The sequence below is a fragment of the Streptomyces sp. NPDC002499 genome, from assembly GCF_053595415.1.
In genome coordinates this window covers 698,942-717,103 of sequence record NZ_JBSFXO010000002.1, presented here as the reverse complement: position 1 = coordinate 717,103, position 18,162 = coordinate 698,942, and the positions used below count along the sequence as shown (strand labels likewise).

15 protein-coding genes are annotated in these 18,162 nt (G+C 70.5%); 5 read left to right on the top strand and 10 right to left on the bottom strand.

The features are described 5' to 3' along the window. Window positions 1–13 precede the first annotated feature (13 nt). From ACWD5F_RS07655 to ACWD5F_RS07620, 8 genes are all read right to left on the bottom strand, one after another. The gene (locus ACWD5F_RS07655; RefSeq protein ID WP_451252083.1) at window positions 14–1,246 is read right to left on the bottom strand and encodes an NAD(P)/FAD-dependent oxidoreductase; all 1,233 of its coding nucleotides are present in this window, start codon (window positions 1,244–1,246) and stop codon (window positions 14–16) included. Window positions 1,247–1,270: 24 nt separating this feature from the next. Continuing rightward, window positions 1,271–1,585: a MocE family 2Fe-2S type ferredoxin gene (locus ACWD5F_RS07650; protein ID WP_451252081.1), complete on the bottom strand. Its 315-nt coding sequence runs from the start codon at window positions 1,583–1,585 to the stop codon at window positions 1,271–1,273. Between the two features lie 12 nt (window positions 1,586–1,597). Further along, complete coding sequence (locus ACWD5F_RS07645; RefSeq protein ID WP_451252079.1) at window positions 1,598–2,698, bottom strand: fatty acid desaturase family protein; 1,101 nt, start codon at window positions 2,696–2,698, stop codon at window positions 1,598–1,600. 51 nt (window positions 2,699–2,749) lie between these two features. Continuing rightward, window positions 2,750–5,068 carry a hypothetical protein gene (locus tag ACWD5F_RS07640; RefSeq protein WP_451252077.1) on the bottom strand — a complete coding sequence of 773 codons (2,319 nt, stop codon included), beginning with the start codon at window positions 5,066–5,068 and terminating at the stop codon, window positions 2,750–2,752. Window positions 5,069–5,200: 132 nt separating this feature from the next. After that, window positions 5,201–6,130 carry a carbohydrate ABC transporter permease gene (locus ACWD5F_RS07635; RefSeq protein WP_401715335.1) on the bottom strand — a complete coding sequence of 310 codons (930 nt, stop codon included), beginning with the start codon at window positions 6,128–6,130 and terminating at the stop codon, window positions 5,201–5,203. Further along, window positions 6,130–7,065, bottom strand: a complete 936-nt coding sequence (locus ACWD5F_RS07630) for a carbohydrate ABC transporter permease (RefSeq protein WP_401715333.1) — start codon at window positions 7,063–7,065, stop codon at window positions 6,130–6,132. Before ACWD5F_RS07630 ends, ACWD5F_RS07635 begins: the two co-directional genes overlap by 1 nt. A gap of 14 nt (window positions 7,066–7,079) precedes the next feature. After that, window positions 7,080–8,402: an ABC transporter substrate-binding protein gene (locus ACWD5F_RS07625; RefSeq protein WP_451252075.1), complete on the bottom strand. Its 1,323-nt coding sequence runs from the start codon at window positions 8,400–8,402 to the stop codon at window positions 7,080–7,082. An 88-nt stretch (window positions 8,403–8,490) separates the two neighbouring features. After that, on the bottom strand, window positions 8,491–9,507 hold the full coding sequence (locus ACWD5F_RS07620) for a LacI family DNA-binding transcriptional regulator (RefSeq protein WP_451252073.1): 1,017 nt from the start codon (window positions 9,505–9,507) through the stop codon (window positions 8,491–8,493). A gap of 365 nt (window positions 9,508–9,872) precedes the next feature. Between ACWD5F_RS07620 and ACWD5F_RS07615 the strand changes: the two genes are divergently transcribed. Together ACWD5F_RS07615 and ACWD5F_RS07610 are read left to right on the top strand one after the other, a co-directional pair. Then, a complete protein-coding gene (locus ACWD5F_RS07615; protein WP_451252071.1) occupies window positions 9,873–10,703 on the top strand; it encodes a serine/threonine protein kinase in 831 nt (276 codons plus the stop codon). Then, window positions 10,700–12,271, top strand: a complete 1,572-nt coding sequence (locus tag ACWD5F_RS07610; protein WP_451252069.1) for a protein kinase domain-containing protein — start codon at window positions 10,700–10,702, stop codon at window positions 12,269–12,271. Before ACWD5F_RS07615 ends, ACWD5F_RS07610 begins: the two co-directional genes overlap by 4 nt. 19 nt (window positions 12,272–12,290) lie before the next feature. Here ACWD5F_RS07610 and ACWD5F_RS07605 read toward each other — a convergent pair whose 3' ends face one another. After that, window positions 12,291–13,484, bottom strand: coding sequence for a hypothetical protein (locus ACWD5F_RS07605; RefSeq protein ID WP_451252067.1), 1,194 nt, complete (start codon window positions 13,482–13,484; stop codon window positions 12,291–12,293). A gap of 339 nt (window positions 13,485–13,823) precedes the next feature. Between ACWD5F_RS07605 and pgm the strand changes: the two genes are divergently transcribed. The 3 genes from pgm (at window position 13,824) to ACWD5F_RS07590 (ending at window position 17,711) form a co-directional block, all read left to right on the top strand. Beyond that, window positions 13,824–15,464, top strand: a complete 1,641-nt coding sequence (gene pgm, locus ACWD5F_RS07600; RefSeq protein WP_451252065.1) for a phosphoglucomutase (alpha-D-glucose-1,6-bisphosphate-dependent) — start codon at window positions 13,824–13,826, stop codon at window positions 15,462–15,464. A gap of 148 nt (window positions 15,465–15,612) precedes the next feature. After that, a complete protein-coding gene (locus ACWD5F_RS07595; RefSeq protein ID WP_451252063.1) occupies window positions 15,613–16,443 on the top strand; it encodes a PP2C family protein-serine/threonine phosphatase in 831 nt (276 codons plus the stop codon). A gap of 212 nt (window positions 16,444–16,655) precedes the next feature. Next, window positions 16,656–17,711, top strand: a complete 1,056-nt coding sequence (locus tag ACWD5F_RS07590; RefSeq protein ID WP_451252061.1) for an MASE1 domain-containing protein — start codon at window positions 16,656–16,658, stop codon at window positions 17,709–17,711. On the opposite strand, the gene ACWD5F_RS07585 is transcribed toward ACWD5F_RS07590, so the two are convergent. Beyond that, the gene (locus ACWD5F_RS07585; protein ID WP_451252059.1) at window positions 17,689–18,150 is read right to left on the bottom strand and encodes a hypothetical protein; all 462 of its coding nucleotides are present in this window, start codon (window positions 18,148–18,150) and stop codon (window positions 17,689–17,691) included. The genes ACWD5F_RS07590 and ACWD5F_RS07585 overlap by 23 nt on opposite strands. Between the last annotated feature and the right edge of the window lie 12 nt (window positions 18,151–18,162).

The following is an 18,162-nucleotide window of genomic DNA, read 5'->3' as shown; positions in this document are numbered from 1 at the left end:
GGATTTCCTCTCCTTAGCCAGGCAACTGCTTCAGCAGTGCCTTGAGGGCGGCGGTCGGATCCGCCAGGGTTTCCGGGGACGGGGTCGCCCGGCGGGCGATGAGCAGTTCGGCGAGCCGGATGTCCTGGGCCACCGCGTTTCCGGTGCCCACCGCGCTCGCCGACAGGAGCCGTCCGTCCGGCCCGAGGCCGAAGCGGATCTCGACGCCGTCGGGGCGGTGTCGTACGACCTCCGCCGTGGCGGCGTCGGGCAACCCGGTGATCTGAAGTGTGAGTTCGTACTGGTCGGACCAGAACCACGGCACGGTCGTGAACGGCTTGTCGGCGCCGAGCATGTTCCGTGCCGCCGCGCCGCCCTGGTCCTGGGCGTTGCGCCAGGACTCCAGGCGGATGCGGCGACCGTCGTAGAGCGGATGCGGCCATGAACAGCAGTCCCCGGCCGCGAAGATGTCGGGGTCGGACGTCGTCAGCAGGGTGTCGACCCGCACACCGTTGTCGACGGCGAGGCCGGCCTTCCGCGCCAGGGAGGTCTCCGGGACGGCACCGATGCCCACCACGACCGTGTCGCACACCAGCGTCTCGCCCGTAGTCAGTTCGAGCAGCAACTCCTCGTCCCGGCGGTCCAGTTGAACGACGCCGGTTCCGCAGCGCACGTCGACGCCGGCCCGTTCGTGGCGCGCGGTGACCGTGTCGACGATGTGCGCGGTCGCGCCTCGGCTCATCAGCCGTGGTGCCGACTCGATCACCGTGACGGCGCAACCGTGCGCGGTCGCGGCCGCCGCCAGCTCCAGACCGATGAATCCGCCGCCGATCACACCGATGCGGGCGCCGGGCCGCAATCGGTCCCGCAGTGCGAGCGCGTCGCCGTGGCTGCGGAGGCAGTGCACGCCGTCGACGGCGCCACCGGGCAGCGGCAGGCGACGGGGGTTCGCTCCGGTGGCCACCAACAACCTTTGGTACGCGATGCGTTGACCGGTCGCGAGCACCACCTCGTGGTGGTCGCGACCGATGTCGGTCGCGGCGACCCCGGCGATGAAATCGATGCCCGCGGACCTCAGCGTCTCGGTGTCGCAGATCGTCGTCGGAGCCGACGCCGGCGGCCCGGTCAGCACGGACTTCGACAACGGCGGGCGCTCATAAGGTGGTACGGCCTCGGAGCCGATCAGCGTGACCGGTCCGTTCCAGCCCGTCTCGCGGAGTGCGAACGCGGCCCGTGCGCCGCACTCGCCGCCCCCGACGACCACCATCCCCGGCACGGCACTCACGGCTGCCTAACCGATCCCGATGTGGACGGTGCCGTCCTCGACCTTGACCGGGAAGGTCCGCAGATCGACGAGCACCGGTGCTCCGGCGGCCTTGCCCGTGGTGTAGTCGAACCGGCCGTTGTGCTTGGGGCATTCGATGGTGTGGTCCATCACCAGGCCGTCGCACAGCAGCATCCGCTCGTGCGTGCAGTGGCCCGCGGTGGCGAAGAACTCGTTCCGCGGTGAGCGGTAGATGGCGTAGTCCACGCCGTCGTACCGGAAGGGGATCACGTCCTCCGGGTCGATGTCGTCCACGGCGCACGCGGCGATCCACTCAGGCATCGTGACGTCTCCTCAGGGCTGGGAGCCGGGCTGGAGCGCGAGGGCGCGTCCGTCGGACTTCGGGTGGTAAGGAGCGGCGCCGGGCGGCAGTTCGCGCCGGATGTAGTACGTGGGGTCCTTCAGCTGACGCAGCACCGCGGGGACGATCTCCCGGTAGGCCGCCCACAGCGACGGGTAGGCGGGGGCGAGATCGCCCTTGATCTCCTCGTGCAGCTCGGGCAGCCGGTGGTAGGGGACCATCGGGAACATGTGGTGCTCGACGTGGTAGTTCATGTTCCAGTAGAGGAACCGGTTGATCCTGTTCATGTGCACCGTGCGGGTGTTGAGCCGGTGGTCGAGCACGTTCTCGCCCATCCCCGCGTGCTGGGTGAGGCCGTAGACGTTGAGCATGAACGCGCCGTACACGCGCGGTCCGCCGATGAGCATCGCCGGCAGGATCGAGCCGGTCAGCACACACGCGGCGATCATGGCCGCGTAGATGACGAGCCAGATCCGTGCCGTGCGGTGGATCTTCGCGCGCTCGGACTCCGGGATGAACGTGGCTTCCTCGGCCGTGACCCGCCCGGCCGCGTGCACGACCATCACGCGCAACGACAGCGGTACGTCGACCAGTCCGAAGAAGTTGGCGAGGATCCTGGCCAGTCGGGCGGGCCGCATCACCACGATCTCCGGATCGCGCCCGAGTATCAGCGTGTCGGTGTGGTGCCGGGCGTGGCTCCACCGCCACACCGTGGGGTCCCGCATCAGCATGAAGGAGGCCAACTGGTAGATGGAGTCGGCCAGTCGGCGGTTCTTGAACGCGGTGCCGTGGCCGCACTCGTGCCACCGTGAGTCCGACGAGGAGCCGTACAGCACCCCGTACACGAGAAAGAAGGGGACGGCGAGCCAGCCGCCCCAGAAGACGACGCCGAGCGTGGCGGACACCGCCATCACACCCAGCCAGATGACCGTGTCGCGGATCGCCGGCCCGTCCGAGCGGCGCATCAGCTCCTTCATCCGCTTGCGCGGCATGTCACTGCGGAACCAGTCGGTGCCGCCGGCCAGCCCGGCCACCACCGCGCGCTCGGCCTCGGGGCCGACCAGGCTGTAGCGTTCGAGGCGTTCCCTACCCATTGGATTCATCCCTTCGTTGCTCGTCCGGCGCGAGGGCCGTGGGTGCGGGGGTCAGCTCCACTGCCCCTCGGGGCGCAGGGCGTCGGGGCCCATGATCGGCGGCCTCAAGGTGCCGTCCGGGAGGATGCGCAGCGTCCACAGGCCGCCCACGGCCGCGTCGCTGAGCCAGCGCGTGATGCCGTCCAGCGCACCGCGATAGCGGGTCCACAGTTCGTTGTTGAGGTTGACCAGGGTGCCCAGGTCGCCTCGGTCCTCGACGCGGTCGGCGAGCTTCTGGATCAGTTCGAGCACGGGGGCGGCGCGCAGGGCTTCGTAGGCCCGTTTGAGCGCCTGTGTCTCGGACGCGGTGGGCCGGTCGCCGCAGGTGGCGTCGCGGTAGGCGAGGGCGGCCTGGCCGACACGCTCCAGGCAGTCGATGAAGAGCTGGTAGAACTCGACCCGGTGTTCCCAGAAGCCGGGCCGGTCGCCGTCCCGCAGGACGACCGCCTTGGTCCGCGCGGTCCGCAGCGCCTCGCGCACCTCGCCGAGGCGTTCCCGGATCCGGGGTATCTCGGCCAGTTTCGCCTCCACGTCCGCGACGATCTGCGGCGGTATGGCGCCGTGCGCGCCGATGAACTCGAGTGCCTGGTTGATCAGCGGGGGATACCAGTCCTGCGCGAAGACCTGCCAGCCGAGGTCGTGGCACAGCCACTGCTCGTACCGTTCGAACAGCCGCATCGCCTCCGTCGCCTCGACGGCGGCTTCCTCGCCCCACTCGACGCCGAAGACGTCCCGGTAGTACGCGTCCGGGGTCAGGTCGGGCTGCCACATCGCCAGGGCGGTGTAGCGGGCGTTGTCGTCGACGGTCCGGGTGCGCCAGTGCTGCCAGATGACGCCGTCGATGCCGTAGGCCCGCACCTTGTCCATGATCGGCGGGTAGGCGCTGACCTTGGGCTGGGGCAGCCACATCCGGAAGTCGATCTCCCACCAGTTGATCAGCCAGCGCTCCCGGTCCACTCCCCGGTAGTGGTCGAGCAGGGGCGGCGCCTCCCAGGGGTCGACCTCCGTCATCGAGGACAGCACGACCTCCTCCGGCAGATAGGGGGCGGCGTCGCGGAAGAGGTGCTCGATGTACCAGCCGGCCAGGGCGACCTGCTTGCCCGGAGCCAGTTCGCGCAGGAAGTCGTGTCCGAGCAGCACCCACTGGAGGAAGGTCTGCGCGGTCTCGGTGATGTCCTCCACGTCGTAGACCTGGGCGCTGACCTTCCCGAGCAGGTCGTCGATCGTGTAGCGGGGCAGCGGGTGCTCCGCGCGGAAGCGTGTGCACGGCTCGCAGGTGCAGCCGGCCGTCCACCGCGAAGGACCGTTCTCGGACTGCCAGAGCGTGTACGTGTCCACGTCGGGGAAGGCGCTGACCAGGCCGGTCAGCCAACCGGCCAGCAGTTCACGGGCGTCCGCGGAGCTGGGGCAGATGCCGAAGCCGTCCGCGCCGTACCGGGAGGCGGGATCGACCAGCGCACGGAACTCCAACGGCGGATCCGTCACCTCGATCCCGATGGTCGTGCGCATGCCCCGCTCCTTGGCGTGGGTGAACGCGGCCCGGATGTCGGCCTCGGCCAGGCGGAAGCGGTCCTCGGGGGTGGTCGCGTCGATCGCCGAGCGCGCCCCGAAGGTGTCGTCGGCGAGATAGTCGGCGAAGTGCTCCCGGCCGGCCACGAAGTCCGAGACCCGGCCGGGGCGCTTGTGCCAGCGGGTGGTGCGCGAGGTGTCCCAGAACGCCTCGCTTCGCCGTTGCCCCTTGAACGTGAACTGCCCGATCGGCTCGAAGGTGTAGAAGTGCATCGAGAAGAGGTTCATCCGCAGCCGCGCGGCGCTGTCGATCACCTGGAGGTAGTCCGCCTCGTCCCAGGTCGACGGTCCGGTGAGGAAGTCGGTGTACGGCATGAAGCCGCGCAGCCGGACGGCGGGCGCCCGGTCGACGGCGCACGGTGTTACGGCCACCGGACCGCGGCGGGGGAGGGATTCGCCGCTGAGGTAGAAGCGGACCCCGAGGTGCTCCAGCAGTTCGTAGCTGCCGTGGAGGACCCCGGCGTCGTCGGCGCCGACCACCGCGACCACATTGCCTTCGCCCCGCAGGGCGTAGGAGTCGGCTCCGGCCGGTGCTGCCTGGGCACCGAGGTCGGCGAGGGCGGCCCGGACATGGGGTTGATCCGGTGTACCGACCACGATGGACAACACGGCATCGCCGTCCGGCCCGGCTGCGATCGTGTCGGCCTCGGATATCTCCACCTGGGCCGTCCACAACCGGCCGGCGAAGGCGCGCAGTTCCTCGCACGCCCGGCGGGTGAGCGGGCCGGCTTCCGGTGAACGGACAATGGTGACCTGCTGCATGAGGTCTCTCCTTGGTGATCCCAGCGGGATCCGGTGACGGCGTCGGGAACAGTCCGGCTCGCCGGCGTGCGCAGGCACGGGGCATGGCTCACCGGGGGGAATGCCCGAGGGGTACGGCGCACCAGGCGCCGGTCAGCCCTTGACCGCGCCCTCCATGATTCCGGCGACCAACTGCTTGCCCGCGGCCACGAAGAGCAGCAGCAGGGGCAGCGTGGCCAGCACGGAGGCGGTCATGACGGTCGAGTAGTCGATGGTGTACTGGGTGCGCAGCTGCTGGATCGCCACCTGGGAGGTGAACATGTCCGGGGTGTTGAGGACGACCAGGGGCCACAGGAAGTCGTTCCAGGTGGTCATCGCCGCGAAGAGCCCGAACACCGCGGCGGATCCCCGGATGTTGGGTACGACGATCGAGCGGTAGATCCGGAACGTCGAGCAGCCGTCGGCCTTCGCCGCGTCGATGAGCTCGTCCGGAATGGTCCCGATGACGACCTGCCGCATCCAGAACACACCGAACGCCGAGACCGCCCCGGGCACGATCAGCGCCCAGTAGGTGTCGATCCAGTCCAGCTTGGACATGATCATGTACATGGGCACCAGGCCCAGTTGGCTGGGCAGCGCCATGGTCGCGACCACCATCAGGAACAGCACGCGACGACCGCGGAACCGGAGTTTGGCGAAGGCGAATCCCGCGAGACTGCAGAAGAACATCTGGAGCACCGCCACCGCTCCGGAGACGATGGCGCTGTTGGCGAGCGACCGTCCGAAGGGGACCATCGAATCGACCACGTCGAGGTTGTGGCCGAAGTTCCCGCCGGGGGTGAGGACCGGAGGGAACCGGGACACCGCCGAGCTGTCGTTGGAGCCGACCACGAACATCCAGTACAGCGGGATGAGCGCGAGCAGCACCGCGATGGTCAGGACGACGTAGGTGAACCATGACGTGCGGCCGCGCCTGCTGCGCCGGGCGGCGTCCAGTGACTGACGCCGTGACCTGCCGGCGGCCCGCGACACCGGTCGGCCGACGTTGGCGACCTGCGGCTTTTCCTTGCTCGTCACAGGCATCAGGAGCTCCTGATCAGGCGGGCGATGGCGTAGTTGACCAGGGCGAGGACCAGGATGATGAACAGCAGGGCGATCGCGATGGCCGAGGCGTAGCCGAACTTGAAGGAGTTGAAGGCCTGCCCGTACAGGAGCAGCGTGACGGTCAGTCCCTGGCCGTTGTTGCCCCCGGTCGGGGAGGTGAACAGCAGGGGCTCGGTGAAGATCTGGAGCCCGCCGACCGTGGAGGTGACCACGGTGAACAGGATGGTCGGGCGGATCATGGGCAGGGTGACCTGGGTGAACGTGGTCCAGCGGCCCGCACCGTCGATCTCCGCGCAGTCGTACAGGGCGGACGGGACCGCCTGCATCGCCGCGAGGTAGATCAGGGTGTTGTAGCCGGTCCAGCGCCAGATGACCATGATGGCGATGACGGTCTGCGCGGTCAGCGCGTCCGCTCCCCAGTCGACGGTCGGCAGGTGCAGCGACCGCAGGATCCAGGTGACCGGGCCGTAGTCGCGGCCGAAGATGGACGCGAAGACCAGGGTGACGGTGACCAACGGGGTCACGTTGGGCACGAGCAGCGCCATGCGCCAGAACGTCTTCGCCCGCAGGCTGCTGTTGTTCAGCATCGAGGCGAGGGCGAGGGCGATCCCCATGCCCGGAATGGTCGACAGGACGAAGATCCCGATGGTGTTGCGCAACGCCTTCCAGAACCGGGGATCGTTGAGCATGTCCCCGTAGTTCTGCAGCCCGACGTAGGGATGGTCCCCGCCCAGCAACTGCCAGTTGTGCAGGGAGACCCAGCCGGTGAAGAGCAGCGGGCCGAGTCCGAAAGCCAGGAACAGCAGAAAGAACGGCGCGATGTAGACGTAGGGCGTGAACCGTTCCCACGCGCTGGACACCCGACCGCTTCGGCCCCCGGTGACGGGTTCTTTCCAGGCCAGTGAAGTGGTCATGTCGTTCCCGGCCCCTACCCCTGAAGCTCGCGCTTGACGTCGGACATGACCTGGGACCAGGACTTCGCGCCGGACTGACTGCCCTGGTCGACCCGGCCGAGACCGTTCTCGAACTGGTTCTCCACGATGCGGTCCTGGGCGCCGACAGGGTGCGCCTTCATGCCCTGCACACTGGCGATGTAGATCTTGCCGACCGGAGCGTTGCTGAAGAAGGGGCTGGTGAACTGGGTGACGGCCGGGTCGGTGTACAGCGCGGGCACCGTCGGGAAGGTGTTGTTCTCCTTGAACAGCGCCAGTTGCTGGGCCGGCGCCTCCAGCCACTTGATGAAGTCGTACGCCTGCTGCGCGTGCGGCGCGTGCTTGGGGATGGCGAGGAAGGAGCCGCCGTCGTTGCCGACCTTGCCCGGCAGCACCGCGATGTTCCACTTGCCCTTCGTCGCGGGTGCCTGCTGTTCGACCTGGGTGAGCATCCAGGCCGGCACGATCAGGGTGGAGATGGTCCCGTTGGCGACCGCGGTGTCCCACTGCGGGGTGTAGGTCGCGACGTTGGCGGAGAGCCCGGCGTCGATGGCCGCGACCCCGTCCTGCCAGGACTTCCTGATCTGCGGATTGGTGTCGTAGACGGGCTTCCCGGCGGCGTCCACGTACTTGAGGTCGCCCTGGTTCGACTCGGCGCGGAAGACCGCCTTGCCGCTGTCGATGAACTTCTTTCCGCTCGCCGCGACGTATTTCTTGCCGGTGGCGATGTAGTCGTCCCACGTCGGCCACAGGGCGCCGACGGCGGCGGGATCGGTGGGCAGTCCGGCCTTCGCGAACAGATCGGTGCGGTACGCGATCGCCATCCCGCCGACGTCGGTCGGAATGCCCACGATCGAGCCGTCGGAGGCGACTCCGCCGTCCCAACGCCAGGACAGGTACTGGGACTTCAGCGACTCGGCGCCGAGCTTGCGCAGATCGGTGAAGACCGAGGCGTGGGCGACGAACTCGCCCATGTAGTCGATCGCGATCTGCGCGATGTCCGGGCCCCGGCCGGAGGCCAGGGCGGTCAGGAGCGTCTGGTGCGAGGCGTCGTAGTCACTGATCTTCGTCTGGATCTTTACGTTGGGATGTGCCTGTTCGTACTGCTTGACGAGCGTCTTGGAGAGATCGGCGAAGCCCCACATGTTCAGCGTCACGCGGGAGGACGACGACGAACTCCCCGAGTCGGAGGAGCACGCGGCGAGCGCGGTTCCCCCGAGTGCCGTGATCGCCAGGGACATGGCCCGGCGCCTGCTGATGCCGTGGTGAACAGCGGATGGAACCGGCTCGGGATCTCTGACGAGCTTGGAGACCTTCATCTAGCTGCACCTCCAAAGAAGGGGTACCGCATGGTGACCCACGGCGCAGCGGCAGAGCAATAGTTTCTAGAAAGTTTCTTCGTTGTGTTCAGTGATGACCTTGGGCCGGGGCCGCGGTGCTCTCCCGGACGACCAGCTCCGTCGCCAGTTCGACCCCCGGACCGGCGGACTGGCCCGCCATGAGCCTGCTGAGCAGCTGCACCGCCTGCCTGGCCAGGTCCTCGATGGGCTCCCGGATCGTGGTCAGCGGGGGAGAGGCCCAGCTCGCGACGGGTGCGTCGTTGAATCCGACCACGCTCACGTCGTCGGGGACGCGCAGGCCCTTGTGGCGGGCGGCCTCGTACACCGCGAGTGCCTGTTCGTCGGAGGCCGCGAAGATCGCGGTCGGCGGGACGGGCAGGGCCAGCAGTTCGTCCGCCGCCTCCCGGCCCGGCTGGTAGCCGAACTCGGTGTGCGCGACGTACTCCGGCGGTATGTCCAGACCCGCGGCGGCCGCCGCCGCGCGGAAGCCGTCGGCGCGGGCCCGGCTGCACAGCAGGCGCAGGGGGCCGCCGATGGTCGCGATCCGCCGGTGGCCCAGCGCGATGAGGTGTTCGGTCGCGGCGTGCGCACCCCGCCAGTGGGTGAGCCCGACGGTCGGGACCTCGGCCTTCTGGTTGCCCTCGGGGTCGATGGCCACGAACGGCACCATCAGCTCGCGCAGCCGGTCGCGCTGCTCGGCGGTGGCCTCCACCACGCCGAACACCACGCCGTCGGGGTTGCGGGAGGCGACGTGGTCCAGCCACTCGTCCTCCTTGCCCGGGCGCAGCCGGGACAGCACGAGCGCCAGCCCCTCGGCGTACACGGCGGCCTCCATGGCCTGCACCAGGCTCGCCGACCAGGGGCTGTCGAGTTCGCCGAGGACCAGCTCGATCACCCCGGTGAGCCGGCCGCCCGACCGGCGCGGTGCGTAGCCGTGCTCGCGCAGCAGCTCGGTCACCCGCTCCCGGGTGACCGACGAAACGCCCTGTCGCCCGTTCAGCACCTTGGACACCGTCGGCGCCGACACTCCCGCCGCCTGCGCGATGTCCGCGATGGTGGTCCGCGGTGACTCCGTTGCAGCCATCCCAGCTCCCTCCAAGCGCCCCGGCAGCACCCGACCGCCAGGTCCGCGACGACACCACCCGTTGACCGGGCAGGTGCCTGGTTCTATCGTGACAGAAAATTTCGCGAAATTATAAAGTGCACGGTGGTGGCCTACGGCGAATGGCCAGATCGGCGCGGGTACCGTCGGGCGACACCGTGCGGTGGCGGCGTACGATTCCGCGATCCTGCCCGATGAGGCCCGGGCCCGTGGCGGTTTCGACGCGTTGAGACCGGCCCGTGTGTTCCCGCCGTCCGGCGGAAGGTGTGGCGAGAACGCGATCATCGCGGCGTGGGGCCGAGACGATCGAACGTAGAATCCCCCCGACCTCTCGGGGGAGATCACCAATGGAAACAATCATCGTCCAGTTGCCGGAGCCGCCGCGGTCGGACCTGTTGCGGCCGGAACCGGAAGTCGGGCGCGGCACCGCGCTGTTGCATCTGGGACCCGGAGACGCGGCCGACTTCGGGCGGGGCCTGCCGAAAGGCGGGGGCGTGCCGGAGGGCGCGGGCGTGCGCATCCTTCTCGCCGACCCCGGAGTCTCGCGCCGGGCCGGGCGGTTGGAGGCGGCCGAGGACTACTGGCGGCTGTCGAACTACAGCCGCAGCGCCTCCTACGTCGTGGAGAACCTGGAGGGCGCCGGCGAGTACATCACCGTCGCTCCGGGCCGCCTCGGGGCGCCGGTGCCGTTCGAGTTCTCGCGGGTGGTGCTGCCCGCCCTGTCCGGCAGCGTCACCTTCAAGGTGTTCGCCCCGCAACACGCCTACCTCGACGAGCGATCCGCGCCCGGGGCCGGCGAACAGACCGTGCTGCCCTTCGCGTTGGACGTGACGGCGAAGTACTTCCTCGTCCTGGTCGCGCTCTGCGAACCACGCCTGCGCGACGGCTCGGACGCCACCCTGCCCGGCGTCGGCGAGATCGTGGAACGCCTGCGCCCGCTGGAGTCCTGCCGGGGCCTGACGCGCTCGGCGGTCAATTACCACGTCGACTACCTCGCCCTCGCCAAACTCCGCCTCGACCTGGGCGAGGAGACCGGCCCCGACGACGGCCGCACCGGCGCCAAACGCGCCCGACTCGCCTCCGTCGCCCTGCGCTTCGGGCTCGTACGCGAGGAGCACCTGGGGCTGCTGCCGCCGCGCGGGGCGCTCCGGACCACCGAGCAGGGAGTACGGGCATGACCGCGCCCGAAGACGTCCGCGAGCCGTTCGAGGTGCGGCCGCTGCCCGTCGGATTCCGCATCGCCGACTGGGAGTTGGGCGCGGTCATCGGCTCCGGCGGCTGGGGCACCGTGCACGAGGCGCACCCCGTCGGCGACGGCGACGGCGCGCTCGTCGCGGTGAAGCTCCTGCCGACCGGTGCCCTCGCCCCCGGACAGCGCGCCGCGCTGGGCGAACTCGTCGCCAGCGAGGTCCGGTTCAGTACCGAGGCGGACCACCCCAACCTGGTCCGTACGCGCGCCGTCCACACCGTCGAGGCGCCCGGCCTGGACGCGTGGGACGGGGCGATCGCCCTGGTCATGGATCGCGCCGAGACCGGCCTTCAGGACGTGCTCGACGCTGCCGACACCGGCCGCCCGGTCGAGCACGCGGACCGGGTACTGCGCGGAGTCGCGGCGGGCCTCGCCCATATGCACGCGTCGCGTCGGGTGCACGGCGACCTCAAGCCCGCCAACGTGCTGCTCGGCCCGGCCGGCGCGGTATGGCTGGCCGACTTCGGGCTCACCGCCGAACTCGACGGCACCCACGCGCACTTGCCGCCGCTGGGCACCCTCGACCATCTGCCGCCGGAATGGTGGTCGCAGCGCACCGGCGTCGAGGGCGCGGTCGTCCGTCCGACCGCCGACATCTGGGCCTTCGGTGTCCTCGCCCACCAGGTCCTCACCGGCGGACTCCACCCGTTTCCCGGTGCCACCGCCCGCGCCCGGTCCCTCGCCGCCCAGACCTACGCCCGCGGCACCGCACCGCTGCGCCTCGACGCGGGTCTGCCGGAGGACTGGCGGCGCCTGATCGCCGACTGCCTCGCCCCCGACCACGCCTCCCGCGCCCGGCACACCGCGGACACCCTCGCGACCAGGATCGAGCGGCTGACGGACAGCGCGGGCTCGCGCCGAAGACGCCGACTGGTGCCAACTGCCGTCGCCGGAATCGTAGTTCTGGCCGCCGTGGCCGCCGGCGGGACGGCGCTCCTCCGGGACGACGACAGCGCCGGGAACAAGGGCCGCGGTACCCCGGCCGTGGTGACCGACGTGCGCACCACACCCACCGTCGGAGCGATCCCCGCCGACTCCGACGTCCCCGACGCGCTGCGCCCGGTCATCGAGAGCGCCGCCCGCCGCTGCACCGACGCGGAGATCACCCCCGTACTGCTGGCCGCCATGATCAAGGCGGAGAGCGGCTTCGACACGAAGGCGTCCCGGCCGGCCACCGAGGAGTACGGCGTCGCCATGTGGACTCCCGCGGTCTTCCGGGCCTGGGCCGTGGACGGCGACAAGGACGGCGACAAGGACTACATGTCACCGCCCGACGCGATCTCGACCATGAGCCTGTACGTCTGCTGGCTCGACCAGCGCTTCAAGCAGGAGGGCATGCCCGCCAAGGACCTGCCCGCGCTGATCGCGGCCGGCTACCGCACGAGCGACCGCAGCGTCATCGAGGAGGGTGGAGTCCCCGAAGCCGTGCGGCCGCACGTGAACAAGGTGCTGCGTTACCTCGCGGAGTATGAAGGCAAGGCGGAGCCGAGCGACTAGGTCGGGCGGAGCGGGACGGCTAGGGGACCTGCGCGCCCTGAGTGCCGGTGCACAGCGGCACGTTGGGCAGCTGGTTGTCCGGTGAGCTCATGTAGATGTTGGAGACGTAGCCGCCGTACTGGGGCAGGTAGGCCCACCAGTCGTTGGTGTAGGGCGGCACGGTCACCTCTTGGCCCTTGACCTGGCAGCCCACCAACACCTCGACACCGGCCGGGAGTTGGGTGAGCGGCGCGTCGGCGGTGGACGGACCGGGGCGGACGTTCACATGCTCGCTCCAGGTGCCGAACCACGTGCCGGCCGGCCGCGTCGCGCCCGGTACGTTCAGCGAGCGCGTCAGCCGCCCGATGTCCGTGTAGGCCTTGCCGTACGACGTCCCCACCGGGTGCAGGGTGAAGACGGCGACGATCGCACGGTCGCCGGCGCCCACGGTGCCGGTGGTGTGCAGGGCCGGACGGGACAGGTCCACGCCGGCCGCGGCGGCGTTCACGTTCGCCTTGGTGACGGTGCTCGTCCTCGCACCGGACGCGGCGGCCGCCGTCGGCGCACCGCACGTGCCGTCCTCGTACTCGCCCGACCACCCCTGCTTCACGGCCCAGGGCTTCTGGAACGCGCCGGGGATGCCGAAGTGCTGGTCGAAGTGGTCCCGCGCGCAGCGGGTGGACTGGCGCAGGTTGCCCATCACGAAGTCCCGTACCTGGGCGGGTGCCTTGTCCAGGATGTAGCGGTAGATCGTGACGGTGTCCCGGGCCGAGAGCGCGGTGTAGCCCCAGAAGCCCTCGTAGCCGGCCGGCGGCGGCTGGGTGTCGGTGAGGCCGAGGCGGCTCACCATGCGGGTGATGATCGCGGAGCCGCCGTCCTCCGTCCAGTAGTGATTGGCCGCGTCGTCGTAGCTGCTGCGGAGCATCGGCTCCAGCAGGGCGCGGTCGGCCGCCGGGATCGAGTAGTCCGGGCCGCGGTTCCAGAGGAAGTCCAGCGCCAGCAGCAGTTTGACGACGGACGCCGACCTGAACTGCGTGGAGGAGTTGAGCTGTTCGGTGAACGTGCCGGTGCTGCGGTCGAAGACGGCGACCCCGGCCGTGACTCCGGAGGGCACGGTGACGGACGGGGCCTCGGCGGGCCGCGCCGAGGCCGGCGCCGCCGTGCAGAGGGCGAGCAGCAGTGCGGTCAGTGCCGCCGCCGAGGCGAGGATGGATCGGTGTCGGAGCAGACGCATGAAGGCCGTCTCTTCCTTTGGTCGGAGCGTCGGAAGGGCTGTGGTGGAAGGGAGTCGGCGCGCACCGACGGCCCGGCCCCGGGCGAGGAGTGCGCCGCGCGCTCGTTCCGGTGCACCGCACACGCTAGGGACGGAAGGCCGTCGGCGGTCCCTGACATGTGTCAGGGCCGGGGTTCGCCTCACCCCTGGCCCCGGCGCCGGTATCGCGACACGATCCGTCCGTGCGGAGCCCGTGCCCGTCGGGCTCTCGCCGGGGCGGGCCACTCGCGGTCCGCCGCCGTGACGGGGGAGGATGGGCGGGCAGACGATATTGGTCAACCGATGTGGAGGAGCGGGCACATGCCTCACGAGCGAGCGGGCCGGCAGGCCGGACCCGAGGATCTCGTCGACGTCGCCCGGCTGGTCACCGCGTACTACGCGCTGCACCCGGACCCGTCCGACCCGGGCCAGCGAGTGGCGTTCGGTACCTCAGGGCACCGCGGCTCGTCACTGGCGACCGCGTTCAACGACGACCACATCGCCGCGACCAGCCAGGCGATCTGCGAGTACCGCGCCCAACAGGGCACCGACGGCCCCCTCTTCCTGGGCGCCGACACCCACGCGCTCTCGGAGCCCGCCCGGGTCACAGCTCTCGAGGTGTTCGCGGCGAACGACGTGACCGTCCTCATCGACGAGTCGGACGGCTACACACCCACACCCGCCGTCTCGCACGCCATCCTCACCTTCAACCGCGGCCGCACCTCCGGTCTCGCCGACGGCGTCGTGGTCACCCCCTCGCACAACCCGCCCGCCGACGGCGGCTTCAAGTACAACCCGCCCAGCGGCGGACCGGCCGGGTCCGACGCGACGTCCTGGATCCAGGACCGGGCCAACGACATCATCACCGCCGGCCTCAAGGACGTACGCCGCATCCCCTACCAGCGCGCCCTCGCCGCCCCCGGCACCGGCCGCTACGACTTCATGGGCACCTACGTCGCCGATCTGCCGGGCGTCCTGGACCTGGACGCGGTCCGCGCCGCCGGTGTGCGCATCGGCGCGGACCCGCTGGGCGGGGCGTCGGTCGCCTACTGGGGCCGGATCGCCGAGCAGCACCGGCTCGACCTCACCGTGGTCAACCCGCTGACGGATCCCACCTGGCGGTTCATGACGCTCGACTGGGACGGCAAGATCCGTATGGACTGCTCGTCGCCGTACGCGATGGCGTCCCTGATCGCCCAGCGCGACCGCTTCCAGATCGCCACCGGCAACGACGCCGACGCGGACCGGCACGGCATCGTCACGCCGGACGCGGGGCTCATGAACCCCAACCACTATCTGGCCGCCGCGATCGCCTACCTCTACGCCCACCGCGAGCAGTGGCCCGCCGGCACCGGCATCGGCAAGACGCTGGTGTCGTCCACGATGATCGACCGGGTCGCCGCCGACCTGGGGCGCCGGCTGGTCGAGGTGCCGGTCGGGTTCAAGTGGTTCGTGGACGGACTGGTCGACGGATCGATCGGGTTCGGCGGCGAGGAGTCGGCCGGCGCGTCCTTCCTGCGCCGGGACGGCTCGGTGTGGACCACGGACAAGGACGGCATCATCCTGGCGCTGCTCGCCTCCGAGATCCTCGCGGTCACCGGGAAGACGCCGTCGGAGCACTACGCGGCGCTGACCGCCCGCTTCGGCGAACCCGCCTACGCGCGCATCGACGCCCCCGCGAACCGCGAGGAGAAGGCGCTGCTCGCCAAGCTGTCCCCGGCGCAGGTCACCGCGGACACGCTGGCCGGGGAGGCGGTCACCGGGGTGCTCACCGAGGCGCCGGGCAACGGTGCGGCCATCGGCGGCATCAAGGTGACCACGGAGAACGCCTGGTTCGCGGCCCGGCCCTCCGGGACCGAGGACGTCTACAAGATCTACGCCGAGTCCTTCCGCGGCCCCGACCATCTGCGCCAGGTCCAGGAGGAGGCCCGGGCGGTGGTCGACACGGCGCTGGCCGGCTGAGGCGGCCCCGACCGCGACGAGAGCGGTATCGGCAGCGGCGGTGACGGTGGGGACCGGGCGGGTGTGAGAAGGGTCTCCCTTTGTCCACCTTTGGGTGAAATTCATATGTTCTACCCTGAGGAGGCCCCCGTCACCGCCGGAGTGATCAATGCCCCGCAAGGGTCCAACGGACGACGGCGACGAGCTGCTGGCCAGACTCGGATCGCTGACCGCCCAGGCGCGCGAGCTCGCACAGCTCCAGCGCTCCCGGGTCGAGCTGGCTGTTGCCCTCCAGCGGGGCATGCTGCCCAGGGACCTGCCCGAGGCCCCCGGCCTCCAGCTCGCCGTCCGCTACGCGCCCGCCTACCAGGGCCTGAACGTGGGCGGCGACTGGTACGACGCCTTCACCATGCCCGACGGCCGCATAGGGCTGTCCATCGGTGACGTCCAGGGCCACAACATCGAGGCGGCGGCCTTCATGGGTCAGGTCCGGGTCGGCCTGCGCGCGCTCGCCTCGGTCACCAGCGAGCCCGGTGAGCTCCTCGCCCGCACGAACGACCTGATCCTCTCCCTCGGCACCGACCTCTTCGCCACCTGCACCTTCATGCGGCTGGACCCCGCCACCGGCGTGCTGGAGAGCGCGCGGGCCGGCCACATCCCGCACATCTGGGCCACCGCGGACGGCCGATCCGGCGTCAGCGACGACGAAGGCGGCCCGCCGCTCGGCGTGGAGGAGGGCACGGAGTACCCGGTGATGCGGCACCGCCTCACCACCGGCGGCGTCTTCGTCCTCGTCACCGACGGGGTCGTCGAGGGCCCCTCCCTCAGCCTCGACGAGGGCCTCGACAAGGTCGTCCGCCTCGCCGGCGTGGCAGCCGTCGCGGGCCTGGAGGCCGGAGCGCTGGCCGCGGCCGTGATCAAGATGGCGAGGTCGGTGGGCCACGAGGACGACGCGGCGGTCCTGGTGGTGGGCCACGACGGGGCCGTGGGGCGGTTGTAGGAGCCGGTGGGTCGGTGGCAGCAGTGGGCTGAACACGCGGGTCGTTCGTCACGTCGAGTCACCGCGGCGGCTCCGGCGGCCCTGACACTCGGACACCCCGGGCACCTCAGACACCCCGGACACCTCAGACACCCTGGTCCCCTTCGCCCCAGCCGCCCCAGCCCGGCGCAGCCGACCCGTTCGCCTCGCCGTCCCGGCCCGCTCGGTGTCTGATGGCAGCTGTGGTGGGTACCCGTGATCTGCGCCCGGCGGCCGGCCTGGTTCTGCAGACCCTGGCCGTCGCCGCCTGCTATTTCGCGGCCGGGCGGCTGGGCCTGTTGCGGCAGCTCGTCGTCGAGGACGCCATCGTCACCCCCATCTGGCCCCCCACCGGCGTGGCCGTCGCCTGTCTGCTCCTGTACGGCATGCGCTCCTGGCCCGGCATCGCCCTCGGCGCGCTGCTCGTGGTCATGTCGATCACCTCCCTCCAGCCCCAGGTGATCGGCACCCTGCTGGGCAACACGCTGGCCCCCGTCTGCGCCTACTACCTGCTGCGCAAGGTCGGCTTCCGCACCAGCCTGGCCCGGCTGCGCGACGGCCTCACCCTGGTGTTCCTGGGCGCCCTCGCCTCGATGCTGGTCAGCGCGACCGCGGGCGCCACCATGCTGGTCATCACCGGCAAGCTCGACACCCGCAGCTTCTGGCTCGTCTGGCTGGCCTGGTGGGTGGGCGACGCGATGGGCGTGCTGATCGTCACCCCGCTCCTGCTGCTGATCCTTCAGGCGTCCCGCCGGACCCTGAACCTGAGCCGGTGGAAGGAGGCCGTGGGCCTGGCCCTCATCGCCGGCTGTCTGATACCCGTGGCCACGCACAGCTCCATGAGCCTGCTCTTCCTGGTCTACCCGCTGCTGATCTGGGCCGCGCTGCGCTTCCAGCTCGCCGGCAGTTCACTGTGCGCCCTGTTCGCCTCCGTCTCGGCCACCGTCGCCGCGACGGACCGGACCGGACCGTTCGAGCATCTGACCAGCGTCGAGGTCATGATCAAGCTCCAGGCCTTCAACGGCTCGATGGCCCTGACCGCCCTGCTCCTGTCCGCGATGATCACCGAGCAGCTCAACACGAGACGGTCGGTGGAACGGGCCTGCCAGGAACTCGTCGAGGTCCTCGCCCACCTCACGGCGGGGGAGCCGCCCCCGGTGCCGCCACCCGTCGACACGGACCGGGCCGAGCCCGGTGAACGGTCGGTCGCGAAGAAGAACCGTCCGGTCAGTCCCACAGGGGATACGTGACCGTCGGGCCGTAGATGTCGGGCCTGCTGTCCGGATAGGAGAGGGTGATCCGGGTGTAGTGCCGCGTCCCCGGGTGCTTCTTCCACGGCTTCGGATCGGAGAGCCGGACGACCACCGGGTACGAGCGGAAGGTCCCGGCGGCGCAGTAGGGCTTGCAGTCGTTGAGCAGGTTGACGCCCTCGGCCGTCGCCGTCCGCGTGCCCCACTGCGACCACTTCAGGGAGGTCAGCCGGCTGTTGCCGTCACCGCACGCGAGAGTGAAGTCGGCGGGGCGCACGTCCGTGTGCCAGAGGCAGTCGACGAGCACGGGGACCGCCTGAGGCTGCACGACCGGTGCGGCCGGTGACGACGGCCCGGCGGAGGACGGGGCCCCCGCGGCGGCGGCGAGCGCCGCTGCCAGACAGAGCGTGACCGCCGTACGCATCGCGATTGCACGCATGTCCGCTCCCCG